Raw genomic sequence first — 25,244 nt, forward strand, 5'->3', positions numbered from 1 at the left:
CAAATGAGTTATTATTGCGCCATCCTGACTCAAATCCCTACGCCAGTATTAGCTGGATCAGGTTCCACGAGTTTTTCTCAGCTTAAAAAAGCACCCCGTTGAGACATTCCCATTGTAGATAAATACTCACGTTGTGCAAAGTCTGTTGATAGTGGTTTACCGTTTGTGGGTAGTATGAAACAATGAGTTATCTTTCAAGTTTGGTTATTGAGGTAGTCTGGTGATCGATGATGATGGCTACCGCCCGAATGTGGGGATTGTAATTTGTAATCGGCAAGGGCAAGTGCTTTGGGCCCGTCGCTATGGACAACATTCATGGCAATTTCCTCAAGGGGGAATTAATCCTGGAGAATCACCAGAACAAGCCATGTATCGTGAGTTGTTCGAAGAAGTTGGATTAAGTCGTAAGGATGTTAAAATCCTTGCCTCCACGCGTAACTGGTTACGTTACAAGTTACCTAAGCGTTTGGTGCGTTGGGACACAAAACCTGTTTGTATTGGACAAAAACAGCGTTGGTTCCTTTTGCAGTTAACAAGTAACGACAAGGACATTAATGTTCAGCAGAGCAAAACGCCAGAGTTTGATGGTTGGCGTTGGGTTAGCTATTGGTATCCTGTTCGTCAAGTCGTCTCTTTTAAGCGAGATGTATATCGTCGCGTGATGAAAGAGTTCGCACCAGTAGTTATGCCATTACAAGAACAAGTGTCTATGTCTCGTCCTTCCTATGGATATCGCCGTAAAAGGTATTAGATAACACTATGCTGACACGTTTGCGGGAAATTGTAGAAAAAGTGGCTATGGCAGCGAGTCTGCCAGAAGCACTTGAACTATTAGTGAAAGAAACGTGTCAAGCTATGCACACGGATGTGTGTTCTATTTATCTTGCCGATATTCCCCATCGCTGTTTCTATTTAATGGCCACAAAAGGATTGAAAAAGCCGAAAGGGCGTGCCGTCAGCCTCTCATTTGATGAGGGGGTGGTGGGTGAAGTAGGACGTCTTTCTGAGCTGATTAATCTGGCTGATATTCGTGAACATCCTAATTTTACCTATCTGCCACAAGTAAAAGAGGATGATCTGCGCGCTTTTCTCGGCGTGCCCATTGTCTATCGTCGTCAGTTACTTGGGGTGCTGGTGGTTCAGCAAAAAGAGCGACGCTTATTTAATGAAAGCGAAGAGTCTTTTATGGTGACACTAGCCACCCAATTAGGGGCGATATTGTCGCAAGTGCAAACGAAAGGATTATTTGGACAATATCGTCAAAGCCGTATTAAAGCCCTATCCGTTTCTACGGGGGTAGTGATGGCATATGGTTGGCAAGAGATGTCTCAGCCAACCTTAGATCATGTTTTTAAAGCCAGCGCACTGGATATAAAAAGTGAATTAAACCGATTAATGGTCGCCTTAGAAGATGCGACATCGGAGTGTCGCCGTTTTAGTAAGCGCTTTATGGCAAATTCACAAAAAGAGAGTGCGGCTATTTTCGATCTCTATTCGCATTTACTTAACGATCCTCAATTAAGACAAAAAATGACTGGGGTTATACAACAAGGCTATGTTGCTGAGTGGGCAGTAAAAGTGGTGATAGAGAAGTTTTCTGCACAGTTCTCAAGTCTTAAAGATAGTTATATGCGAGAACGAGCTTCAGATTTAAAAGCATTAGGTCAGCGCTTACTATTTCATTTAGATGATGATCTCAGCACGACAAATACATGGCCAGATCGCTTTATTCTTGTGGCGGATGAGCTTAGTGCCAATCTATTGGCTGAGTTGCCAGAACAACAACTGGCGGGGGTGATAGTTCGTGATGGTGCGACTCATTCACACTCAGCGATTTTAGTTCGAGCAATGGGGATCCCTGCCATTATGGGGGCAGATATTCAACCGGAGCTACTTCACAACCGAATGCTGATTCTTGATGGTTATCGTGGTGAGATTTTTATTGAACCAGAACCCTTTATCATGCAGGAATATCGGCAAATTATTGATGAAGAAAGAGTATTGAGTCAACTTGCTGAAGAGCAGCTTGAACAGCAAGCGGTATTAAAAAATGGTGAATCCATCAGTGTGCAATTAAATGCAGGGCTAAGCATTAAATATGAACAACGTATTAGCGTTGGCATAGATGGTGTTGGTCTTTATCGCACAGAAATCCCTTTTATGTTACAAAGCGGTTTTCCTTCCGAAGATGAACAAAAAAACCGTTATCGTGAAATCTTATCATTTTTTCCCAATAAACCCGTCGTACTACGTGCTTTAGATATAGGTGCAGATAAACAGCTTCCTTATATGCCGATAAATGAGGAGAACCCTTGTTTAGGGTGGCGGGGGATCAGAATATTACTCGATCAGCCAGAAATATTTCTGATCCAACTACGAGCGATGTTAAAAGCTAATCTTGAATTTAAAAATTTGAAAATATTGTTGCCGATGGTGACAAGTATTGATGAAATTGAAGAAGCGAAAGCATTGTTACTAAGAGCATGTGCTGAAGTTAGCCGAGAAATGAAATGCGAATGCATTCTACCACCTGTGGGGATCATGCTTGAAGTCCCCTCATTGGTCTTTATGTTACCGCAATTAGCACATCGAGTAGATTTTATCTCGATTGGTACTAATGATTTAACGCAATATTTACTTGCAGTCGATCGTAATAATACCCATGTAGCACTGCTCTATGATAATTTGCATCCTGCATTACTGCGTTCGCTTAATATTATTGCTTTAGAATGCCAACGTTATCAGTTACCAGTCAGTGTTTGTGGCGAAATGGCGGGTACGCCGATGGGGGCATTGCTACTAATAGGGCTAGGTTTTCGTCAGTTAAGCATGAGTGGCCGTAGTTTACCTAGGGTAAAATACTTATTGCGCCATCTAGATCCTGCTATCTTACAGCCTTTTATGCAACAGGTGTTGAAAGCTGAAACGGCAATAGAGATAAAAAAATTGTCTGCTGATTTTATGGAAAGACAAGGATTAGGTGGATTAATTCGCGGAGGTATCTGATAGGCCTTCGTATAAACTTTTTGTCTAAGGGGTTATCCATATCGACCCATAGATAGAAAATCATTAATAAAGTGAAGTAGGGAAGAATGAGTATAAACTACCTTAAATTTCCAGAAATCGATCCAGTTATGTTTTCTATCGGGCCAGTATCTTTGCACTGGTACGGCATGATGTATTTGATTGGATTTGTGTTTGCATTATGGCTAGCAAACCGCAGAGCGGCAAAACCTAACAGTGGTTGGCAAAAAAGTGAAGTCGAAACATTACTTTATGTAGGGTTTGTGGGCGTGTTTATTGGTGGGCGTCTAGGATATGTTTTATTCTATAACTTACCGGTATTTTTAGACAATCCACTTTACCTATTTAAAGTCTGGGATGGCGGAATGTCCTTCCACGGTGGCTTAATTGGGGTGATCTGCGCCATGATTTGGTTTGCTCGTCGCACTAAACGTCACTTTTTTCAAGTCGCAGACTTTGTTGCTCCATTAATTCCATTTGGTTTAGGTTTAGGACGTATTGGTAACTTTATTAATGGAGAGCTTTGGGGGAGAGTCACCTTAGATACCCCGTGGGCGATTTTATTCCCAGGCTCCCGTGCAGAAGATCTACAGCTTGTCGCGCAAGATCCCACTACACTATTACCTATCATTCAGCAATACGGTGTATTGCCTCGCCACCCATCGCAACTCTATGAAATGTTCCTAGAAGGCGTGGTATTATTTATTATTCTGAATATCTTTGTACGCAAAAATCGTCCTATGGGCAGTGTATCGGGGTTATTCTTAATTGGTTATGGTGCTTTCCGTATTATTGTTGAATTCTTCCGCCAACCTGATGCGCAATTAGGTTTATTTAGCGGTATCAGCATGGGGCAAATTCTTTCCATTCCAATGATAATATTAGGCATTATCTTTATGGTGTGGGCGTATCGTCGCGATAAAGCCACTCCACAGACGCCAACAACACACTAACTATTATTAGCTAACAAAAAAGAGAGACTACATGAAGCAGTATCTGGCATTGTGTCAACGCATTATCGATGAAGGTGAATGGATTGATAATAAACGGACAGGAACCCGTTGTTTAACGGTGATAAATGCCGATCTGGAATATGATGTTGCCAATAACCAATTTCCACTCATAACAACACGTAAAAGTTTTTACAAAGCCGCGATTGCGGAACTATTAGGGTACTTACGTGGTTATGATAATGCAGCACAATTTCGTGCTATTGGCTGTAATACGTGGAACGCGAATGCTAATGAAAATAGCGCATGGTTAAATAATCCGCATCGTAAGGGTGAAGATGATATGGGCCGAGTCTATGGTGTTCAAGGACGCCAATGGCAACGCCCTGATGGCTCGCACTTTGATCAATTACGTAAAGTGGTAGATAACTTAACTAACGGTATTGACGATCGTGGTGAGATAGTCACTTTCTATAATCCCGGAGAAACAGCGTTAGGGTGTTTACGTCCATGCATGCATACACATACTTTTTCATTGCTCGGTGACAGGCTTTATTTAACCTCATATCAACGTAGCTGTGATGTCCCATTAGGGTTGAATTTTAATCAAATTCAATGCTTTGTATTATTAGCGCTGGTGGCTCAAATCACAGGGCATAAACCAGGTAAAGCATTCCATAAGATAGTTAATGCTCACATTTATGAGAACCAATTACCTCTGATGCGTGATGTTCAACTAAAAAGAGAGCCATTGCCATTACCTAAGCTACATATTAATCCAAACATTAAGACATTAGATGATATAGAAACTTGGGTCACGACAGATGACTTTAGTGTTGAAGGTTATCAGTGTCACGAGGCGATAAAATACCCGTTTACGGTGTAGTTTAACTCACTGATTTGGTTTAACACTTAATAACCCCCAATAGTTGAATTCGATTATTGGGGGTTTTTGATATACAAAACACCCCCTTTATTGGGGTTTATTTGTATATCAAGGTAATGTACTATACTCAAATATACAAAATAACCCCTCGTTGGGGGTGATTTAGTAGAGGTTGATATGGAGTTAATAAGAGCAATTAATGTTTTTAACAAATTCAGTAAGCAAGGTAGAAATATCTTCCTCACCAAAGATTTAAAAATGCTTTTTCCTGATGAGTCTCCGAAAACATTACAAAAATCAGTTGACCGGCTGATCGCGCATGATGTGCTACGCCGAGCATCAAAAGGTGTATATATCTATACTCAAGGTTCATTGGGGCCTTACCCTTTAGAACGTCTGGCCGAAAATATTCGACGAGGCCACTACAACTATATTAGTTTGGAATCCGCTCTATCTCAGTACGGTGTAATTTCACAGATCCCCATCGACAGACTTACGATTATGTCCACAGGTCGGTCTGGAGAGTTTGTAACGCCTTGGGGCGTTATTGAGGTTACCCATACTGCCAAGAAGCCTCTTGAAATACTCAATACTACGGTGGAAGGAAGGGGGCCATTAAGAATTGCAACAAAGGAGACTGCCATTAAGGATCTAATGAAGGTTGGCAGGAATACACACCTCATCCAACGTGAGGAATTAAACTATGTCTGATTTTGTCAATTTTAATGAGCTGGTTGACAGCATTGTCATCGAAAAGGATTACGGCGCGAACAGGCCTGTCGTGGAAAAAGAATTGCTACATTATGACATTCTTTATGCTCTTTCCGCCACAGGGCTTTTAAAGCACATCACATTTCAGGGCGGTACATCGCTTAGGCTTTGCTATGGATCAAACAGATTTAGTGAAGATCTGGACTTTGCTGGTGGTCGTGACTTCTGTTCAGCGCAACTGCTTGAGATTAAAGCGTGTATTGAGAAATATGTTGGTGAACGATATGGCTTGGAGGTTGTGGTTAAAGAGCCAAAAGAGCTAAGAAAAGAACCTGATTATGCAGATGTAAAAGTCGATAAGTGGCAAATATCAGTGACTACCAATCCAGGAAAAAAAGACCTACCAAAGCAGAAGATCAAAGTGGAAATAGCCAACATTCCTGCATACACCAACACCCTTCGAACGCTTGTTAAAAACTATGAGCAGCTTCCTAGTGGCTATTCTGACCTGATTATTAGAGTGGAAGAGCTCACGGAGGTCATGGCTGATAAATTGGTTTCATTCCCAGCAACAACCTCACGTATTCGGTATAGAGATATGTGGGATTTGGTGTGGTTGCACCAGAAAGGGGTTAAACCAGACGCTGAACTGGTAATGAAAAAGGTTGCCGATTATAAGCTCAATGAGCATTTTGAGGAATGGTTGCAAGCAAGAATTGAGTCTTTGCCTGCATTGGTTGCGAGTGAAAAGTTTAAGGGAGAGATGAAGCGATTCTTACCTGTGTCTGTCGTAGATAGAACTCTCCTTCACCCAGATTTTCTTGAATTTTTACAAATTACTCTTCATGAACTGCTAGTCACTATCCAAACAGATATTTATGGAAGTAAAGATCCGAAGCCAGTAAAAAAATTTGAAATGTAGCACTCCAGCTAAGCCCGAACCTTTGAAGTGACCCCCAATAGTTGAATTCAATTATTGGGGGTTTTTGATATCAAAAAATCGTCATTTTATTGTTATTAACTTAAAAAAATATCGTATTGCGTAACCTCTCTTAAATTTGATGAGCTTTTATTTACCTATCTGGTTTTTGCCTGCATTGTTATTGAGATAAAACAGTAAAAATGACAAGGAAAACAAGCAGGAGGCATGGATGACAGGCAATCATTATTCCCACTCTAAACATTTAGGGAGTAGCTTATTCGAGGTACTTATTGTTATGGCTATAGTAGCAATATTGAGCGCTTTATCTTTGAACTCATATCATCAGTTGTTACGCCAACGCCAGTTAGTTCAAAGTGTAAGAGAAGTGATGGCGTTTTTAGCTTATCAACAACAACGCTCACTGCTCTTTAATTGCAAAGTGCAAATTGTATTGTGGCTATCACCTATCAATAAATTAGAGGCAAGATCGTTAACAACATCCACAACCAAAGACAGTATTCAATTAGGGTTAAGCAATCAGCTTATTCGCTCTACAGCAACACGCTTTACATTTTGTGGCTTACGCCAAACATTACGACCGATGCATTTTGTGCTGTCAAATGGTGATGAAGAGGTCAAAATTATTATCTCTTCATTAGGGCGTATTCGAGCGTGCAGTCAGACAATAAAGGCATTTTCAGTATGCTAAAGCGTCCTTTGTCTATTCAACATCATGATTTTGCGGGTTTTATGTTGATGGAGTGCCTCTTTGTGATGACGATAAGTAGTATTTTATTAGTTTGTATTGGACGTGCTTATCCTTATATTATCAATGAGTTAACTTCTTCTTATCAACAATATCGTTTAGAAATTTATCTAAAGCAGCGTTTGCAGTTATTGGAAACGCAATTAAGGCGAGCAGGGTACTGCAATGGTGATTGCACTGTTAAAAAGGCTTCTTTACCTGTACCACTTAAAATAGGTCATTATCCTTATCACCCTCATGGCTCTTGTGTTTTGTTTGTTTACGATATGAACAATAACGGCCGTTGGGAGAGTCCAGAAGAACAAGAAAGTGATTACTTTGGTTTTAGATTAAAAAACGGTCAGCTTGAACAACGTCGTGGTGTGCAAAATTGTGATTCAACAGGTTGGCAACAGATCTTCGAAAAAGAAGAAATTGAGGTGACAGAATTTATCTTAACTCCCTATACACACTATTCTCCAATAAAAAAACGTGCATTTAACTATCTATCATTATCATTAAAATTCCAAGAAAAACAAAATATTAACCTAAAAGTACACTATCAAACATCAATACTATTAAGGAATATTTCGTGATAACGACACAGGGAACAATAAAGGAGCAACAGGGTGTCATCGGTCTGATGGCTGCAGTAGGTTTTATGGTGATAAGTTTATCGTTACTGACAAGTTTTGCTTATCACTATCGTCAATGTCAATTAATGGTGATGCAAGAGTTACAAGCAAAGCAGACCTTTTTATTCGCTGGATCTGCGTTGTCATGGGGAATGATCTTAACATGGGATTTATCGCCTTCTCGTCTTTACCAATGGCAATGTCGTACTTTTACTGCTGAACCTAATATGAAAAGCTGTTTCTCTTTGAGAGGAAAGACAAGCGCTTTACTACTCGGAGAGGCTAAAAGTCATAGCGGAGATAAGATATCTCATTATCAATGGATTAATCTGGTGGGTAAGGAAAAACTGCATATTGAAGCCCAACATAATGGTTGGCTAGACTACTGTCCACTAGTTAAAGAAGGCTGTATTTGATAATAAATACTTAATTAATCATGAAAGAAAAGAAGATAGTATGCTAATTAATATGATGTCAGTATTGCTATTCTTTAATATTAGCTTTGTCGCTATTATATGGTATAGCCAAGCCTTAAAAGTTGATTTTCAGCGCTTAGTGGCTATCCAACAAGCCGGAGCGTCTCTTTTTGCTTTTTATGGGCAAATGTCATTCAACTCTGTTGATAACCTTAAAATAATGACACAATCACTTATTGAAGCGGAAGGCTGTCAAAAAATAGAGGGATCGATAACCCACCATTCAGGTTATGTGACACGCTTATACCATTGGTCATGTGATTAATAAAATGAGGATCTGATGTTCCATATTTACCATTCAAATCAATTATCACTACTTAAATCACTGATGGTACATTTTATGCAAAATCGGCCACTATCATCGCCTTTTGAGCAAGAAGTGATTTTAGTGCAAAGTCCCGGAATGTCGCAGTGGTTACAAATCCAATTAGCAGAAAGTTTGGGTATTGCTGCTAATATCCGTTATCCATTACCCGCTACTTTTATTTGGGAAATGTTTACTCGGGTATTATCAGGTATACCTAAAGAAAGTGCGTTTTCTAAAGATGCCATGACATGGAAACTAATGGCATTATTGCCTAATTACCTTGATGATCCGGCATTTAAACCCTTGCTACATTATCTTAAAGATGATGAAGACAAACGTAAATTACATCAACTAGCGGGGCGTGTGGCGGATCTCTTTGACCAATATCTGGTTTATCGTCCCGATTGGTTGTCGGCATGGGAAAATGATCAACTAATTGATGGCTTGAGTGACAATCAATACTGGCAAAAAACACTGTGGTTGGCACTGCAACGCTATACAGAAGATCTTGCGCAACCCAAATGGCATCGTGCTAATCTTTATCAACAATTTATTTCTACTTTGAATGATGCGCCTGTAGGGGCGCTAGCGCACTGTTTTCCATCACGTATTTTTATTTGTGGTATTTCAGCATTGCCACAAGTCTATTTGCAAGCACTGCAAGCAATCGGCAGACATACCGAAATCTATTTATTGTTTACTAATCCTTGCCGCTATTACTGGGGAGATATTCAAGATCCAAAATTCCTCGCTCGTCTAAATAGTAGAAAGCCTCGACATTATCAGCAACTTCATGAACTACCTTGGTTTAAAGATGAACAAAATGCATCGACACTATTTAATGAAGAAGGGGAGCAAAATGTCGGCAATCCACTATTAGCGTCTTGGGGAAAGTTAGGTAAAGATAATCTCTATTTTCTTTCTGAGCTTGAATATAGCGATGTGTTAGATGCTTTTGTTGATATACCAAGAGATAATTTACTGCATCAACTTCAGGCCGATATACTCGATTTAGAGGATTTTTCACAAATAGGTCAGACGCTTGAGGATTACCAACGTAGTGAAAAAAAGCGGATCATTGCCAATGATGATCGTTCTTTGACCTTTCATGCTAGCCATAGCCCACAACGGGAAGTCGAGGTATTACAAGACCAATTACTGCATCTCCTCGAGCAAGATGCTGATTTATTACCGCGAGATATTATTGTTATGGTGGCGGATATTGATAGCTATACGCCTTATATTCAAGCCGTATTTGGTAATGCGCCCGCAGAGCGTTATATTCCTTTTGCCATTTCAGACCGAAAAGCTCGCCAAGTACATCCTGTCTTACAAGCTTTTATCACTTTATTAGAATTACCTCAAAGCCGTTTTACCGCAGAGCAAGTGCTTGCATTACTTGAAGTACCCGCCTTAGCTGCGCATTTTGCCATTTTTGAAAATGAGTTGAAGCTACTACGGCGCTGGGTTGAAGAGTCAGGTATACGTTGGGGATTAGATGATGAAAATGTGGCCTCCTTTTTATTACCTGTGACAGGAAAAAATACGTGGGAGTTTGGGTTATTAAGGATGCTTCTTGGTTATGCGATGGACAGTGAGGCAGGGCCGTGGCAAGGGGTACTGCCTTACGATGAATCAAGTGGCCTAGTCGCTGAGTTAGCAGGGCATCTAGCAGATTTTTTATATACCTTAAGTGAATGGCGAACACGATTAAGCGAAACTCGCAACTTAGAAGAGTGGCTTGATATCGGTCAACAGCTTGTTGATGCCTTTTTTGACACAGATGAAGAGACAGAGCTGGTATTGGCGCTTATCACGCAACAGTGGCAAAAGGTGATAAAAAATGGTCTAGAGGCGCACTATCAACATGAAATTCCATTAGTGTTGATCCGCGATGAACTTACAGTGCGTTTTGATGATGAGAAAATTAGCCAACGCTTTTTAGCCGGAAGCCTTAATTTTTGCACCTTAATGCCAATGCGTTCAATTCCATTTAAAGCAGTCTGTTTATTGGGAATGAATGATGGGGTCTACCCACGTAATATTCAGCCATTAGGATTTGATTTAATGGCAGAAAAACGTCGTCGAGGTGATAGAAAACGCCGTGATGATGATCGCTACCTGTTTTTAGAAGCATTAAGCTCAGCAGAAAAATACCTTTATATCAGTTATATTGGTAAATCTATTCGTGACGATCGCGAATGTAATCCTTCGGTATTGATTAAAGAGTTACAAGATTATATTGGTCAAAATTTCCGTTTAAGGGAAGATGCATCATTAAATGTTGATGACAGTGCGCAGCGTATCATCAGCCACTTATTAACCCAACATAGTCGAGTGCCTTTTGCGCCAGAAAACTTTAAAACGGATGCGCTATATCGCTCTTATGCCGCTGAATGGTTACCGGCAGCAAGTGGGAAAGGGACTGCTCACCAAGCATTTTCAACGCCATTAAATAAAAAAATTGAGAAAGTCTCTTTAGATGAACTATCACGCTTTTATCGCCATCCCGTACGCGCTTTTTTCCAGCAAAGTCTAAAAACGAATTTTGTTATTGAAGAGACCGAGCTACCGGAAGAAGAGCCTTTTGTCATTAATGCATTACAACGTTATCTATTAAACCAATGGTTATTAAAAGCCTTAATCGAAGGGACATCAACAGAAGCACTTTATGAACGCATTAAAGCTGCTGGAAAATTACCAGCTAGTGCGTTTGGTCAAATTTATTGGGAGCAACAAATAGAAACGTTGCAACCTTTAGCCGAAAAAGTCAGAAGTGAACGTTTAGCAACCCATTCTGTCACAATAGAATACCAATTTAATACGATCCCATTAATTGGTCGTTTAAATGAAGTACAAGCCGATGGGTTACTCCGTTGGCGACCTGCCACATTAACAGCTAATGATCTACTGCAATTATGGATAGAACATCTCGTGTACTGCTTAAGTGGTGGAACTGGCGAAAGCCGTTTTTATGGTAGAAAAGAGTCGCAATGGTGTCTATCACCGGTGTCTGCGGATATTGCGTATTCAACCCTTGAAAGATTGATCCAAGATTATCAAACAGGTATGAATACACCTTTAGCCTTATTCGCCAACAGTGGTTGGGCTTGGTTACAAGCTTGCTTCGATAAAAAAACACAGACGTTTTTATTTGATGATGAAGAGATACAAAACAAGGCAGAATTGGTATTAACGCAATATTTAACCGATAGCTATAACCGAGAAGGTGAAATGAATGATATCTATATTCAACGTGTATTTCATCAGCTTGATGCACCTTTTCTTGAGGCAGTAAAACAGACCACGTTAGCCATATTTAAGCCAATCATTCCATTTATAAAAAAATAAGGGAGCTCATATCAGATGAGAAAATACTTATCGCAACTTTGGATTATGTTGCTATTGATGCTAGTCAGTATCAACAGCTTCGCAACAGATCCACTTTGGCAAGTATTGCCGGATAGCATTGAAAAAAGTGAAAGTGATCCACGTGATTATCAGGCTATTAAATTAGCTAATGATATGACCGTATTACTGGTTTCTGATAAAAAAGCGGTCAAATCATTAACAGCCGTTGCTCTGCCTGTCGGTGCATTAGAAGATCCAGATAGCCAACAAGGTCTTGCCCACTATTTAGAACATATGGTGTTAATGGGCTCGACCAAATACCCAAAATCAGGGGATCTGACAGAGTTTTTAAATAAAAATGGTGGCTCTCATAACGCCAGCACAACCACTTACCGCACCGCATTTTATTTAGAAGTTGAAAATAGCGCCATTAATGAAGCAGTCGATCGCTTGGCAGATGCATTAGCGGAGCCATTACTTGATCCTAAATATGCCGATCGTGAACGTAATGCGGTTAATGCGGAATTAACCATGGCTCGCTCCCGCGATGGAATGCGTTTTTGGCAAGTGAGAGCCGAAACTTTGAATCCGGCTCATCCAAGCTCTCGCTTTATGGGAGGAAACTTAGAAACATTAAGTGATAAGCCAGAGAGTAAATTACAAGATGAATTAGTGAAATTCTATCAAACATACTATTCTGGTAACTTAATGAATGGGGTGATTTATAGTAATAAATCACTGGACGAACTCGCTAAATTAGCGGCTGATACTTTTTCCCGTATTCCTAATAAAAACACCCAAGCACCAGTAACGACGGTGCCAGCGATGACAGAAAAAGAAAAAGGGATAATGATCCACTTAGTCCCAGCTCAGCCACAAAAAACCTTACAAATCGAATTTGGTATTGATAATAATCTTGCCGATTTTCGCAGTAAATCAGATGAATATATTGGCTACCTTATTAGCAATCGTAGCACGGGTACACTAGCAACTTGGCTACAAGAGCAAGGATTAGCAGAGAATATTAGTGCTTCATCTGAATCCTATATCGATCGTAACCAAGGTTCATTTACCATTTATGTTTCTTTAACAGACAAAGGCCTTGCTGAGAAAGATAAAGTTATTTCAGCGATATTTTCTTATATTCAACTGATCCAAAATAAAGGGGTCAGTGAGCGCTATTTTAAAGAAATAGCCAATGTGCTTGACCTCTCATTCCGCTATGGCTCTATTGTTAGAGATATGAACTATATTGAAGATATCTCCGATATGATGCTGCGCTATCCGATTAAAAATATTCTTAATGCGGATTTTATTGCCGATGACTATCAACCTTCCGCGATCCTTTCTCGTCTAGAATCGCTTACACCAGAAAATGCGCGTATTTGGGTGATTAGCCCTAATGAGCCTTCAAATAAGCAAGCCTATTTTGTTCATGCACCTTATCAAGTGGATAAAATTACTGCGAAGCAATTAGCTTCATGGCAGGAATTAGCCAGCGATATCTCATTGTCATTACCGACACTAAACCCTTATATTCCTGATAATCTGTCACTTATTGATGCTGATAGTAACATCACTAAGCCTCAATTATTATGGCAAGACAGTCATGCTCGGTTATTCTATATGCCATCGCACTATTTTTCTGATGAGCCGAAAGCCAGTGTGACGTTAAGTTTAGTGAATAAAAATGCAGATCGCACAGTTAAACAGCAAGTTATACAAACATTGACCAATTACCTTGCTGATCTAACGTCTAGTGAACTGGCTTATCAAGCTTCTGTTGCCGGCATGAATATCTCCTCTTCTTCTGGGCGTGGAGTCGATTTCTCAGTCAATGGTTATACTCAACATTTACCAGAGCTAGTGAATGCCACACTAAAAAGCTATATAACGTTTGAAGCTACTCAGCAAGAGCTTGATCAAGCTAAATCTTGGTATCGTGAACAACTGGAAGTGACGCATAACCTTAAAGCGTATGATGCTGCAATGTTACCTGCCCGTCGCCTAAATACGATCCCTTATTATGAAGAAGCCGATAAACTTAAGGCGTTAGAGTCGATAACGTTACAAGATATTAAAGATAATCGTCGTGATGTCATTGAAAATGCAGCGCTTCAAGCATTAATTATCGGTAATTTAACGCCAGAGCAGAGCCGTGAGATAGTTAAATCGGCACAGGCATTATTAGGCAATAAAGGAACAGAATATTGGATTGGCGACACATTAGTTTTTGATAAATTAAATCAAGTTACATTCCAAAATAAATCTAAAAGCACCGATAATGCGCTAGGTGAACTGTTTATTCCTGTTGGCTATGAGCGTCTACAAGGAAAAGCGATTACATCAGTATTATCCTCTATCGTGCATCCTTGGTTCTTTGAACAACTCAGAACAGAAGAGCAATTAGGTTATGCGGTCTTTGCTTTCCAAGCTTCAATGGGTGAGCAGTCCGGTTTAGGCTTTTTACTGCAAAGTAATGCTAAACCACCTGTTTATCTCAATGAGCGTTATCATGCATTTTATCAACAAGCTTATGATCGCTTGAAAAAGCTAAGTGAAGCTGAATTTAATCAATATAAAAAAGCCATTATTGATGAAGTAAAACAACCACCGCAAACATTTTATGAAGAGGTTTCTCTTTATCGTAATGATTTCTATCGTAATAACTTAAAATATGATGGTCGTGAGAAGTTTTTAGCCCAACTGAATAAGGTAACGCTAAAACAAGCAATCGAATTTTATGAAAAAGCGATAATTAAACCGACAGGACTCGTGTTTGTTTCACAAATAATCGGGAAAGAGGGTAACAACGCTGATTATGCGCAAAATAAACAGTGGAAAATCTATTCAACCGTGAGTGAATTACAAAAAACATTACCTGTTGAGGAAATTAAAGAGTGAGTGAAGTGATACAGGCACAGGTATTAGATCCCTATACACTTCCTTTGTATCAAAGACGCCTCATTGAGGCGTCTGCGGGAACAGGGAAAACGTACACTATAGGGTTATTGTATTTACGATTACTGCTTGGATTAGGGGGTGAGTCAGCATTTCATCGTCCCTTAAGTGTTGAAGAGATCTTAGTCGTTACTTTTACCGAAGCGGCAACGGATGAATTACGCGCCCGTATTCGTCAAAATATTCATCAGTTAAGGCTAGCCTGTATCCGTCATCAAGTAGAAAATGACAATAACGCTTACCAAATATTATTAGATCAAATCCCGAATAAAATGGTGGCGGCGCAATGGCTACTAGAAGCTGAGCGTCAAATGGATGAAGCCGCCATTTATACTATTCATGGTTTTTGTCAGCGCATGTTAGCCACTAACGCCTTTGAATCTGGTGTATTGTTTGAACAGGTGTTGATCCAAGATGAATATGAGTTAAAAAAACGTGTCTGCGCTGATTTTTGGCGCAGGCACTGTTATCCCCTTTCTTATGATGTTGCCTATGCGGTAAGCGAAATTTGGTCTGGCCCTGAGCAACTGCTGTATGAAATTCAACCCTATTTACAAGGTGAATGCCCCGAAATTCAAGGTATTGATTTCGACGCTAAAAAAGAGACTGTTGAACAGCGTCATCAAGCAGTCATTGAGGCCATTGATAAAGTTAAAGCACTATGGCGTCATCATTGCAATGAAATTGCAGATTGGATAACTTCATCTGGTGTTGATAAACGCAGTTACAGTAGTCGTTTCTTACCTAAATGGATCGATGAAATCACCGCATGGGCCACTCCACTCGAAACCAAAAGTTATCAGTTACCTGACTGTTTAAGTCGTTTTTCGCAAGCAACCCTACATGAAAAAACTACAAAGGGTGCTGCGCCTGAGCACGCTTTATTTGCGGAAATCGAACTACTTTGCCAACAAAGTTTAACGTTACGTGATGTGATCATTGCCAATGCCATTCCTGAAATACGCCAAGGGATAGAAAATGAAAAAATGCGTCGTGGTGAGTTGGGATTTGATGATCTGTTAACGCGTCTCGATAAGGCATTGCAACGAGAAGGAGGCGAAGCATTAGCAGATGCTATTCGCCAACGTTATCCCGTCGCGATGATTGACGAATTTCAGGATACCGATCCTCAGCAGTATCGTATTTTTGATACTATCTATGGTGAGCATACAGAGAGTGGTTTGCTATTTATTGGTGATCCCAAACAAGCCATTTACGCATTTCGTGGTGCAGATATCTTTACCTATATTCGGGCACGGCAACAAACCGATCACCACTATACATTGAATACTAACTGGCGCTCGGCTCCGGGTATGGTAAGTGCAGTTAATAAACTGTTTTTACGTTCTAAAACCCCTTTTTTGTTTGATCATATTCCTTTTATTGAGGTCAATTCGGCTGAAAAAAATCAGCATATGAAGTTTATTTACCAGCAAAAAACAGTTGCCCCATTAAATTTTTGGTTAGCTGAAGGTGAAAGCCTTTCAACTGGTAATTATGAACAATTAATGGCCTCGCAATGTGCGATGCAAATTCGTGACTGGTTATCAGCCGGTGACAATCAACAAGCTTGGTTAATCGAACAAGACAATAAAAGCGCTGTTACATCTGCCGATATTGTGGTGCTAGTGCGTAGTCGCCGAGAAGCATTATTGATCAGAGATGCATTAGATCTGTTATCTATCCAATCAGTATTTTTATCCAATAGAGAAAGTGTGTTTGAAACCAATGAAGCCAAAGATCTACTTTGGTTACTACAAGCAGTGGTAACCCCTGAAAAAGAACGGGTGTTAAGAGCTTCTCTTGCCAGTGCACTGTTTGGATTTAACGCACAACAAATTGACGAACTTAATCAAGATGAACAGCGTTGGAACCGCTATGTGGAGCAATTCGCTGATTATTTTGTCTTGTGGCAAAAACGTGGTGTGTTACCTATGCTACGTAAAGTCATGATAGAAAACCAAATCGCTGAGAACTTACTCGCAAGCCAAGCAGGAGAACGACGTTTAACCGATATCATGCATATTGGCGAGTTGCTACAAGAAACATCATTACAGCTTGATAGCGAGCACGCCCTTATTCGTTGGTTAGCCCAGCAAATTTCTCGACCAGATGCACAAGCGGAAAGTCAGCAAATGCGTTTGGAAAGTGATAAAAATCTAGTGCAAATTTGTACCATTCACAAATCTAAAGGATTGGAATATCCCATTGTTTGTCTACCTTTTGCCTGTAATTATCAAGAACAAAAGGGCGCGCTTTATCATGATAGAGATGAATTTTACGCAAAATTAGATATTTTTAATCAACCTGATAGCGTGCGTCTTGCTGATGAAGAGCGATTGGCAGAGGATTTACGCTTGTTGTATGTGGCATTAACTCGGGCGAAATTTTGTTGTTATGTTGGTGTTGCGCCTTTGGTTAAAGGAAATAAACGTAAATCAGGATTAACTGATTTGCATAAAAATGCGCTGGGATATCTGTTGCAGCATGGGGAAGAGGGTAATAGTGAGCTATTACATCAATCCATTAATCAATTGCTTGATGACAATATAAAAGTGATCACGTTAGGTGATACCTCAACGCATCGATATCAATCTCCACATACAACGGATATTGCTTTAGATGCCGCCATATTTAAGCGAAAAATTAATGATAATTGGCGTATCACCAGTTATTCGGGATTAACGGCACAACACTCTGCTCGTGGATATCTATTTGATAGTGCTGATTTGGATGCCTTGGTACAATCTATCGCACCGGGCTTAGATACCGATGCTAAAGGTGAGAAAACAGCGCAACACAGCGATGAACTCTCTATTCATCACTTCCCTCGTGGTGCAGTCGCGGGGACATTTTTACATAGTTTGCTTGAAGAGCTTGATTTTTCACAGCCTATTGATGAAAGTTGGATGCAAGAGCAACTTATTGCCCAAGGTTTTGAGGAAAAATGGACGCCATTGTTGGTGGCTTGGATGGAAACCCTTTTTCACACCCCATTAAATGCGCAAGGCTTATGTTTAGCTGATATTCCCAAGGAGCATCAACTCGATGAGCTACAATTCTATCTGCCTATTGAAAAGGAGATGTCGGCGGCACAGTTAACAGCATTAACCCGTCAATACGATCCTTTATCTGCGCAATGTCCAGCCCTCAATTTTCAGCAAGTGCAAGGCATGCTAAAAGGTTTTATTGACTTAGTATTTTGTTGGGAGGGCAAGTATTATGTGGTTGACTATAAATCTAACTGGCTTGGTGAATCGAGTGAGGATTACACGCAAGAGGCGATGAGCAATGCAATGCGCGATCATCGTTATGATTTACAGTATCAACTCTATACTTTAGCGCTACATCGATTTTTACAACAACGCTTACCTGATTATGATTACCAACGTCATTTTGGTGGGATCTGCTATCTCTTCTTACGTGGTATTGATGCTGACTACCCGGGCAATGGCGTCTATACCTATTTCCCTGAAGAAAAGTTTGTAGAGGCATTAGATGCGCTATTTAAAGGGGAAGCGCTTGAGGTTAACGGCAGTAAAGTGAACACGCTGGGTGAGAACAATTCAAATGATTAAATTATTAGAACAAGCAATTGAACAAAACCTATTGCGCCCATTAGATTTACGTTTTGCTCAAATGCTGGTGGCAGATGAAAATCCTATCCTACTGTTTATTTTTGCCTATCTCAGTGCTCAAACAGGGGCGGGTCATGTTTGCTTACCGTTAAATATCATACAACAAGATAAATTGTTTGATGGACGACACACCGAGCTTTCACAAGCCATTTGGCAGGAAATGGCGCAACCATCAGCGAAAGAAATACTGGCAGAGCTTAATCAGAGCGAGTGTGTTAATCAGGGCCATAGTGATCTACCTTCACCTATTATTCTTGATAACGGATTACTTTATCTACAAAGAATGTGGCGTTATGAAGAGCAAGTTGCGCAATTTTTTCGCCAAGAGCAACAGGCGGTTGATATCGATGAAAATCAATTAACAAACGTATTAAATCAACTTTTCCCAAGCGTTAAAACACATGCTGAAACTAACTGGCAAAAAGTCGCCGCAGCGGTTGCTATTACAAGCCCTATTTCGATTATTTCGGGTGGCCCAGGGACAGGAAAAACCACGACAGTAGCAAAGATTTTAGCTGCTTTTGTCATGCTAACGGCGAATGAAAAACCCATTATTCAACTAGCCGCACCCACGGGAAAAGCGGCAGCTAGATTGACCGAATCATTAGGTAAAGCATTAGCGCAATTGGCACTAAGTGAAGAAGAGTTAAAATGGATGCCCGATCAAGCGCAAACCATTCATCGCTTATTAGGTGCCCAACCGGAAAGTCAGCAAGTTCGTTATCATCGCGATAATCCGCTACAACTTGATATCTTGGTTATAGATGAAGCTTCTATGGTGGATTTACCGATGATGGCGCGTTTAATTGAGGCTTTACCGGAACATTGCCATGTTATTTTTCTGGGAGATAAAGATCAGCTCGCTTCGGTAGAGGCAGGAGCCGTTTTAGGGGATATTTGTCGTTTTGCGGATCAGGGGTTTAGCCAACGCCGTTTTGAGCAGATTGATCGCTTAACACAAGGTGAATTACAGAAAGATCCCGCTTCTATGACGACTTCTACTACGCCAGTTTCGGTGGTCAGTGATTCACTATGTTTATTGCGTAAAAGTTATCGTTTTGGCTCACATTCAGGTATTGGTCAATTAGCTTTTGCGGTTAATCAAGGACAAGTGAAGAGTGCTATGACGTTACTGAAAAAAGCGACAGTAACACAAGAGAGCACTGAGCGAGAAAAACATACCGATCCGCAGGACATCGAATTTATCTCATTAGACACCGATGAGAGCTATATGAAGATGCTTCAAGATGTTGCTAAGGCTTATCATCACTATCTATCGTTAGTCGCGCAAAAAGCAGCACCAGAGACTATTCTTCATAGCTTTAATCAATATCGTTTATTGTGCGCCTTGCGAGAAGGGCCTTTTGGTGTCACAGGACTAAATGAACGTATTGAGATGCTGTTACATCGCCAACACTTGATACGACGACCTATAAATAGTTATCAGCGGGAGTATATTGGGCGACCAATTATGATCCAGCGTAATGACAGCACATTGGGGCTATTTAATGGTGATATCGGCATTATGCTTAATAACGATGAAGGGGAAATGAAAGCTTTCTTTCAGTTGCCTGATGGCACATTGAAAGCTATCCAACCTAGTCGTTTACCGCAACATGAGACTGCCTATGTGATGACAGTGCATAAATCACAAGGTTCGGAATTTACCCATACGGCATTGGTATTGCCGACACAATTTTCTCCTATTGTTAGCCGAGAATTACTCTATACGGCGATAACGCGAGCCAAGCAGAAGCTATCACTTTATTCTTCTGAATATATGGTGAAAATGGCGATCCAGACACGTATTCAACGCCGCAGTGGATTAGTTGAAAAACTGCGTTACTGAGTGATTTTTTAATTTAATATAATTATAGTGAATAGTAAAAGACAGGCTTTGAGAGGGGGAGCCTGTCTTTTTTACTTTATTAATAAAACTACTCTTTATGTAGATCTAAAATTAAGATCTTAGAGCGGCGCTGATAATTATACAGAGCCTGTTTTTCAATAGGTAATTTATCGATTTCAGCAGGCGTAAAGCCTTTTTCTTGGAACCAATGAATACTACGAGTCGTGAGCACAAATAATTTATCTAACCCCATCTGTTTAGCTTGGGTTGATATGCGTTGTAACAACACTTCACCTCGACAAGAGCTACGATAGTCAGGATGAACGGCGACACATGCCATTTCTCCTATTTTTTCAGACTGATAAGGATAGAGGGCGGCACAAGCAATGGTGAGATTATCGCGCTCAATAATAGTGAATTGATCAATTTCCATCTCAAGTTGCTCTCTTGAGCGGCGTACTAAAATGCCTTGTTGCTCTAATGGACGAATAAGCTCTAATATGCCACCAATATCATTAATATTGGCGCGGCGGACTTTCTCGGCACTTTCCATCACAATCTGCGTACCAATACCGTCACGAGAAAATAACTCTTGAACAATGGCACCATCCGCTTGATAGCTTAATAAATGGCTACGCTCAACACCACGACGGCAGGCTGTTACCGCACCTCGTAAAAAACGTACAGTACCTGAGTGATAATCGCCTGTAGTTTGTAATGCTTGAATTCGTTCTTCTGCTTGATTAGGTAAAAGTTCAGACACAATCTGGCCACTTGCATCTACAACCCCTTGCGAAGAGCAAAAGCCAATAAGCTTTTGTGCTTTAAGTTTGATAGCTAGCTGGGTTGCGACCTCTTCAGAGGTTAAATTAAAACTTTCCCCTGTAACAGAGACGGCAACAGGGCCAATTAACACAATGGCATTGTTATCTAACTGACGATGAATGGCCTCTTCATCAATACGGCGAATTTTACCGCTATGGCAATAATCGACCCCATCATCGACACCTAAAGGTTGGGCAATGACAAAATTACCGCTAACCACATTAATATGCGCTCCTTGCAAGGGCGTATTACTTAAACTCATTGATAAACGAGCAGTAATATCGAGTTGTAAGGTACCGGCAGATTGTTTAACTACTTCAAGGGTTTTACTATCAGTAATTCGTGTGTGTTTATGATAGAGCGGAGAAATTTTTTGCTCTTCAAGAGCCATGTCGATTTGTGGTCTAGCGCCGTAAACCACCACTAACCGTATTCCTAAACTATGCAATAAACCAATATCGTTAATGATAGAGGGAAAGTTCTCATGGGCTATTGCTTCTCCCCCTAGCATAATGACAAATGTTTTACCTCTATGTGCATTGATATACGGAACCGAGTGTCGAAAACCATCGACCAATTCGGTGCTACGCTCTTTCATAAAGCCCCTCTCGAGTGAATTTTTATTCGCATTTAATGTATTTTTATTCTTTTTGAGCGGAAATGGCAAGTAAAATCCGATCTTACTGTTTTAACAGAAGGCAGAATATTTGTATAAAAGTGTGTAATTGTGCTGTTTTTAAGTGACAGTGAAGTGTGGATTCGGTAAAGTTTTTCGTTCAGATATTTTTTGACCGTCTGTTTTAGCACTTTTTGATGTTAATCGTTTTTTTTGGAATATTTTCATGAGTCATTCAGAACATAATCAAACACGTCGTCGTCTTATTAAAGGAATTGGCGCGTTATTGTTATTAAGTGTTAGTCCTGTTGGCTTAGCGGCAACATCATCAGTGGTTGCCGTCAGGGTATGGCCTGCATCGACTTATACACGTGTGACTATCGAATCAAGTAGACCCTTGAAATATCGCCAGTTTGCGTTATCAGCACCAGATAGAATTGTGGTTGATCTTGAAGGTATCCAACTGAATAGCGTTCTGAAAGGTATGGCTAGTCAAGTGCAAACAAACGATCCTTACTTAAAACTTATTCGTGTCGGTCAAAATGCCCCAACTACGGTTCGTTTAGTGTTTGAAATTAAAACCCCCGTTCAGCCACAAATGTTTACTTTAAAACCCGTTGCTGAATTTAAAAATCGCTTAGTGCTCGATTTCTATCCAAGTCATGCGGCGACAAGTGAAGATGATCCGCTATTAGCGCTATTGCGTGAATATAACGAAGGGGATTTACAACAAGCTGTGCCTGAACAAACGGATACGCGTAAGCCCGGAAGAGCAGGACGAGATAGGCCGATTATTATCATGATTGACCCCGGTCATGGTGGTGAAGATCCGGGAGCGATGGGGAAATATAAAACTCGTGAGAAAGACGTTGTACTACAAATTGCCCGTCGCTTAAGAGCTTTGATTGATAAAGATGCCAAAATGAAAGCGTATATGACGCGTAATGAGGATGTGTTTATCCCCTTAAAAGTGCGAGTAGCGAAAGCGCGGAAAATGCAGGCTGATCTCTTTGTCTCTATTCATGCAGATGCATTTACCAATCGCTCGGCTAGAGGCTCTTCTGTTTTCGCGCTATCCAAAACAGGCGCAACAAGTAATACCGCACGTTACCTAGCTCAAACCCAAAATGAAGCGGATTTAATTGGTGGGGTGAGTCGAAGTGGTGATCGCTATGTTGATCACGCAATGCTTGATTTAGTACAGACCGCGACAATTAATGACAGCCTAAAATTTGGTAGTGAGGTATTAAAATTATTAGGTGGCGTGAATAAGCTACATAAAAATAAGGTCGATCAAGCCGGATTTGCGGTTTTAAAAGCCCCTGAGATCCCTTCTATTTTAGTAGAGACGGCTTTTATTAGTAATATTGAAGAAGAGCGAAAGCTCAAAACAGCCAAATTCCAGCAACAAGTTGCTGAATCTATTTTCAAAGGTATTAAAGCCTATTTTGCTAATGGTGGTGAACTGACATTAGCTGATCGAGGCTGATCTCGCTATACAACTACAACTTATTTTTGAGACTTCTAGTGGGAAATAAATAGTTATTTTCTACTAGAGGTAACAACTTATTATTTTTTATCCAATAAGTTAAATCATAACTGAGTAACAGGGAGTATATCGGTTATTGTAAATAGAGTAGGGATTAAGAGAGTATTTAATGGGAATTTGTAGAAAATAGAATTAGGGAAAGGATTGGTTGCGGGGGCCGGATTTGAACCAACGACCTTCGGGTTATGAGCCCGACGAGCTACCATGCTGCTCCACCCCGCGTCCGAAAACATTCATAGAAATTGGTTGCGGGAGCCGGATTTGAACCAACGACCTTCGGGTTATGAGCCCGACGAGCTACCAGACTGCTCCATCCCGCGACTGAATCTATAAATTTTAACTTACTGCGTATGTTGTGAATTGGTTGCGGGGGCCGGATTTGAACCAACGACCTTCGGGTTATGAGCCCGACGAGCTACCAAGCTGCTCCACCCCGCGTCTCCACAGAGGGGCACTATACTCAGGATCTGATAACTTGCAAGTTTTTTATGTAATTTTTGCCATTTTCTTTTAAAAACGGTCAGAAATAATACACAGAGGTGTAATTTTAGACAGTTATACTTTAGATAACACACTAAATGGTGAAGCCGATAATTAAAAAAACCGCAACCACTTCTGTATCGATATCTTTCTTGATTTGGCTTTGGTATCTTTCTTGTCATCAACTCTTTTTAAAGTAGGAATATAAGTAAAAAATGGTTACTTGGCGAAAATCGTTGCTTTTGGGGATATTAGCGCTTGCCTTAACAGGCTGCCATCGTCCAACAGATCAGGGGCAACAGTATAAAGATGGTAAGCTTAAGCAAGATCTTATTGAAGTTAACTCGCCAAATACGCAAGGCAAGCCCATTAATGGCTCAGATTACCTTGAACAAGTTAACCAAATAAATCAAACATCTTCACGTCTATACAATAGTAATCAAGATACTTATCAAGCAGTGGAAAATTGGTTACGCTCAGGGGCAGATACGCGTCAATTACGTCAATTTAATATCGCAGCCTTTCAAATGGAAGGGGAAGATAATTATGGGAATGTAAAATTTACCGGATATTATACCCCTGTTTTAGAAGCACGTTTAACGCCACAAGGTGACTTTAAATATCCGCTCTACCGTATGCCAGCCAAAGTGCGTGGTAAATTGCCTTCACGAGCGGCTATCTATAACGGTGCTTTAAGCCCTACTTTAATTGCCGCTTATAGTAATTCCATCATGGATAACTTTATGATGGAAGTGCAAGGCAGTGGCTATGTCGATTATGGTGATGGTAAACCTTTAACCTTCTTTGGTTATGCTGGGAAAAATGGTCATCCCTACCGCAGTATTGGCAAAGTGCTGATTGACAATGGTGAAGTTGAAAAAGAAGCGATGTCAATGTTGGCAATTAGAGAGTGGGCCGATAAGCATAGTGAACAAGAAGTCAGAAAATTATTAGAACAAAACCCCTCTTTCGTTTTCTTTAAACCTGAACCTTTTACGCCAGTAAGAGGGGCAAGTGCTATTCCGCTGATTGCTAAAGCGTCAGTGGCTTCTGATAGAAGTATTATCCCCGCAGGAACCGTATTATTAGCGGAAATCCCTATTTTAGATAATACCGGTAAGTTTACTGGACAATACCAAATGCGTTTAATGGTTGCTTTGGATGTGGGGGGAGCCATTAAAGGACATCATTTCGATATTTATCATGGTATTGGTAAAGAAGCCGGACAAATGGCGGGTTTTTATAATCATTATGGACGTGTATGGGTATTAAAAAAATCGCAACCCACCTTACTGAACCCCATACAGTAAAACGATTGA

The 25,244-nt window shown here is 40.4% G+C and carries 17 protein-coding genes, 3 tRNA genes and 1 riboswitch; of the genes, 16 read left to right on the forward strand and 4 right to left on the reverse strand.

Annotation, left to right across the window (positions count from 1 at the left end):
- Window positions 1-16 precede the first annotated feature (16 nt).
- Window positions 17-108: riboswitch (TPP riboswitch) on the reverse strand.
- A gap of 112 nt (window positions 109-220) precedes the next feature.
- The 14 genes from rppH (at window position 221) to recD (ending at window position 20,455) form a co-directional block, all read left to right on the forward strand.
- Window positions 221-751, forward strand: a complete 531-nt coding sequence (gene rppH, locus AACV01_RS07210) for an RNA pyrophosphohydrolase (protein ID WP_004245524.1) — start codon at window positions 221-223, stop codon at window positions 749-751.
- Between the two features lie 8 nt (window positions 752-759).
- The gene (ptsP, locus tag AACV01_RS07215; RefSeq protein ID WP_046334724.1) at window positions 760-3,006 is read left to right on the forward strand and encodes a phosphoenolpyruvate--protein phosphotransferase; all 2,247 of its coding nucleotides are present in this window, start codon (window positions 760-762) and stop codon (window positions 3,004-3,006) included.
- 86 nt (window positions 3,007-3,092) lie between these two features.
- Window positions 3,093-3,977: a prolipoprotein diacylglyceryl transferase gene (lgt, locus tag AACV01_RS07220; RefSeq protein WP_004245522.1), complete on the forward strand. Its 885-nt coding sequence runs from the start codon at window positions 3,093-3,095 to the stop codon at window positions 3,975-3,977.
- Between the two features lie 31 nt (window positions 3,978-4,008).
- The gene (locus AACV01_RS07225) at window positions 4,009-4,860 is read left to right on the forward strand and encodes a thymidylate synthase (protein ID WP_004245521.1); all 852 of its coding nucleotides are present in this window, start codon (window positions 4,009-4,011) and stop codon (window positions 4,858-4,860) included.
- Between the two features lie 177 nt (window positions 4,861-5,037).
- Complete coding sequence (gene abiEi, locus AACV01_RS07230; protein ID WP_004245520.1) at window positions 5,038-5,571, forward strand: type IV toxin-antitoxin system AbiEi family antitoxin; 534 nt, start codon at window positions 5,038-5,040, stop codon at window positions 5,569-5,571.
- Window positions 5,564-6,493, forward strand: coding sequence for a nucleotidyl transferase AbiEii/AbiGii toxin family protein (locus AACV01_RS07235; RefSeq protein WP_004245519.1), 930 nt, complete (start codon window positions 5,564-5,566; stop codon window positions 6,491-6,493). Before abiEi ends, AACV01_RS07235 begins: the two co-directional genes overlap by 8 nt.
- Window positions 6,494-6,722: 229 nt before the next feature.
- Window positions 6,723-7,202: a prepilin-type N-terminal cleavage/methylation domain-containing protein gene (locus AACV01_RS07240; protein WP_041701261.1), complete on the forward strand. Its 480-nt coding sequence runs from the start codon at window positions 6,723-6,725 to the stop codon at window positions 7,200-7,202.
- Window positions 7,196-7,834 carry a prepilin peptidase-dependent protein gene (locus AACV01_RS07245; protein ID WP_020946188.1) on the forward strand — a complete coding sequence of 213 codons (639 nt, stop codon included), beginning with the start codon at window positions 7,196-7,198 and terminating at the stop codon, window positions 7,832-7,834. The genes AACV01_RS07240 and AACV01_RS07245 overlap by 7 nt, the downstream gene beginning before the upstream one ends.
- The gene (locus tag AACV01_RS07250) at window positions 7,831-8,289 is read left to right on the forward strand and encodes a DUF2509 family protein (protein WP_161682638.1); all 459 of its coding nucleotides are present in this window, start codon (window positions 7,831-7,833) and stop codon (window positions 8,287-8,289) included. The genes AACV01_RS07245 and AACV01_RS07250 overlap by 4 nt, the downstream gene beginning before the upstream one ends.
- 40 nt (window positions 8,290-8,329) lie before the next feature.
- Window positions 8,330-8,614, forward strand: coding sequence for a hypothetical protein (locus tag AACV01_RS07255; RefSeq protein ID WP_161682640.1), 285 nt, complete (start codon window positions 8,330-8,332; stop codon window positions 8,612-8,614).
- 15 nt (window positions 8,615-8,629) lie between these two features.
- The gene (recC, locus tag AACV01_RS07260) at window positions 8,630-12,007 is read left to right on the forward strand and encodes an exodeoxyribonuclease V subunit gamma (RefSeq protein ID WP_046334725.1); all 3,378 of its coding nucleotides are present in this window, start codon (window positions 8,630-8,632) and stop codon (window positions 12,005-12,007) included.
- A 15-nt stretch (window positions 12,008-12,022) separates the two neighbouring features.
- Window positions 12,023-14,911 carry a pitrilysin gene (ptrA, locus tag AACV01_RS07265; RefSeq protein ID WP_041701258.1) on the forward strand — a complete coding sequence of 963 codons (2,889 nt, stop codon included), beginning with the start codon at window positions 12,023-12,025 and terminating at the stop codon, window positions 14,909-14,911.
- Window positions 14,908-18,546 carry an exodeoxyribonuclease V subunit beta gene (recB, locus tag AACV01_RS07270; protein ID WP_161682642.1) on the forward strand — a complete coding sequence of 1,213 codons (3,639 nt, stop codon included), beginning with the start codon at window positions 14,908-14,910 and terminating at the stop codon, window positions 18,544-18,546. The genes ptrA and recB overlap by 4 nt, the downstream gene beginning before the upstream one ends.
- On the forward strand, window positions 18,539-20,455 hold the full coding sequence (gene recD / locus AACV01_RS07275) for an exodeoxyribonuclease V subunit alpha (RefSeq protein WP_046334727.1): 1,917 nt from the start codon (window positions 18,539-18,541) through the stop codon (window positions 20,453-20,455). The genes recB and recD overlap by 8 nt, the downstream gene beginning before the upstream one ends.
- Window positions 20,456-20,543: 88 nt before the next feature.
- Here the strand turns inward: recD and argA are convergent, their stop codons facing one another.
- Entirely contained in the window at window positions 20,544-21,878 is a 1,335-nt protein-coding gene (gene argA, locus AACV01_RS07280; RefSeq protein ID WP_036895561.1) for an amino-acid N-acetyltransferase, read from the reverse strand.
- Between the two features lie 244 nt (window positions 21,879-22,122).
- Here argA and amiC point away from each other — a divergent pair, with 244 nt between their 5' ends.
- Window positions 22,123-23,385, forward strand: coding sequence for an N-acetylmuramoyl-L-alanine amidase AmiC (gene amiC / locus AACV01_RS07285; protein WP_161682644.1), 1,263 nt, complete (start codon window positions 22,123-22,125; stop codon window positions 23,383-23,385).
- A gap of 205 nt (window positions 23,386-23,590) precedes the next feature.
- Here the strand turns inward: amiC and AACV01_RS07290 are convergent.
- From AACV01_RS07290 to AACV01_RS07300, 3 genes are all read right to left on the reverse strand, one after another.
- Window positions 23,591-23,667: transfer RNA gene (locus tag AACV01_RS07290), tRNA-Met, on the reverse strand.
- A 21-nt stretch (window positions 23,668-23,688) separates the two neighbouring features.
- Window positions 23,689-23,765: transfer RNA gene (locus tag AACV01_RS07295), tRNA-Met, on the reverse strand.
- A gap of 41 nt (window positions 23,766-23,806) precedes the next feature.
- Window positions 23,807-23,883, reverse strand: a tRNA-Met gene (locus tag AACV01_RS07300).
- Window positions 23,884-24,140: 257 nt separating this feature from the next.
- Between AACV01_RS07300 and mltA the strand changes: the two genes are divergently transcribed.
- Complete coding sequence (gene mltA, locus AACV01_RS07305) at window positions 24,141-25,235, forward strand: murein transglycosylase A (RefSeq protein ID WP_017628579.1); 1,095 nt, start codon at window positions 24,141-24,143, stop codon at window positions 25,233-25,235.
- Window positions 25,236-25,244 lie beyond the last annotated feature (9 nt).

Source organism: Proteus sp. G2609 (assembly GCF_963896135.1).
GTDB classification, from domain to species: domain Bacteria; phylum Pseudomonadota; class Gammaproteobacteria; order Enterobacterales; family Enterobacteriaceae; genus Proteus; species Proteus mirabilis.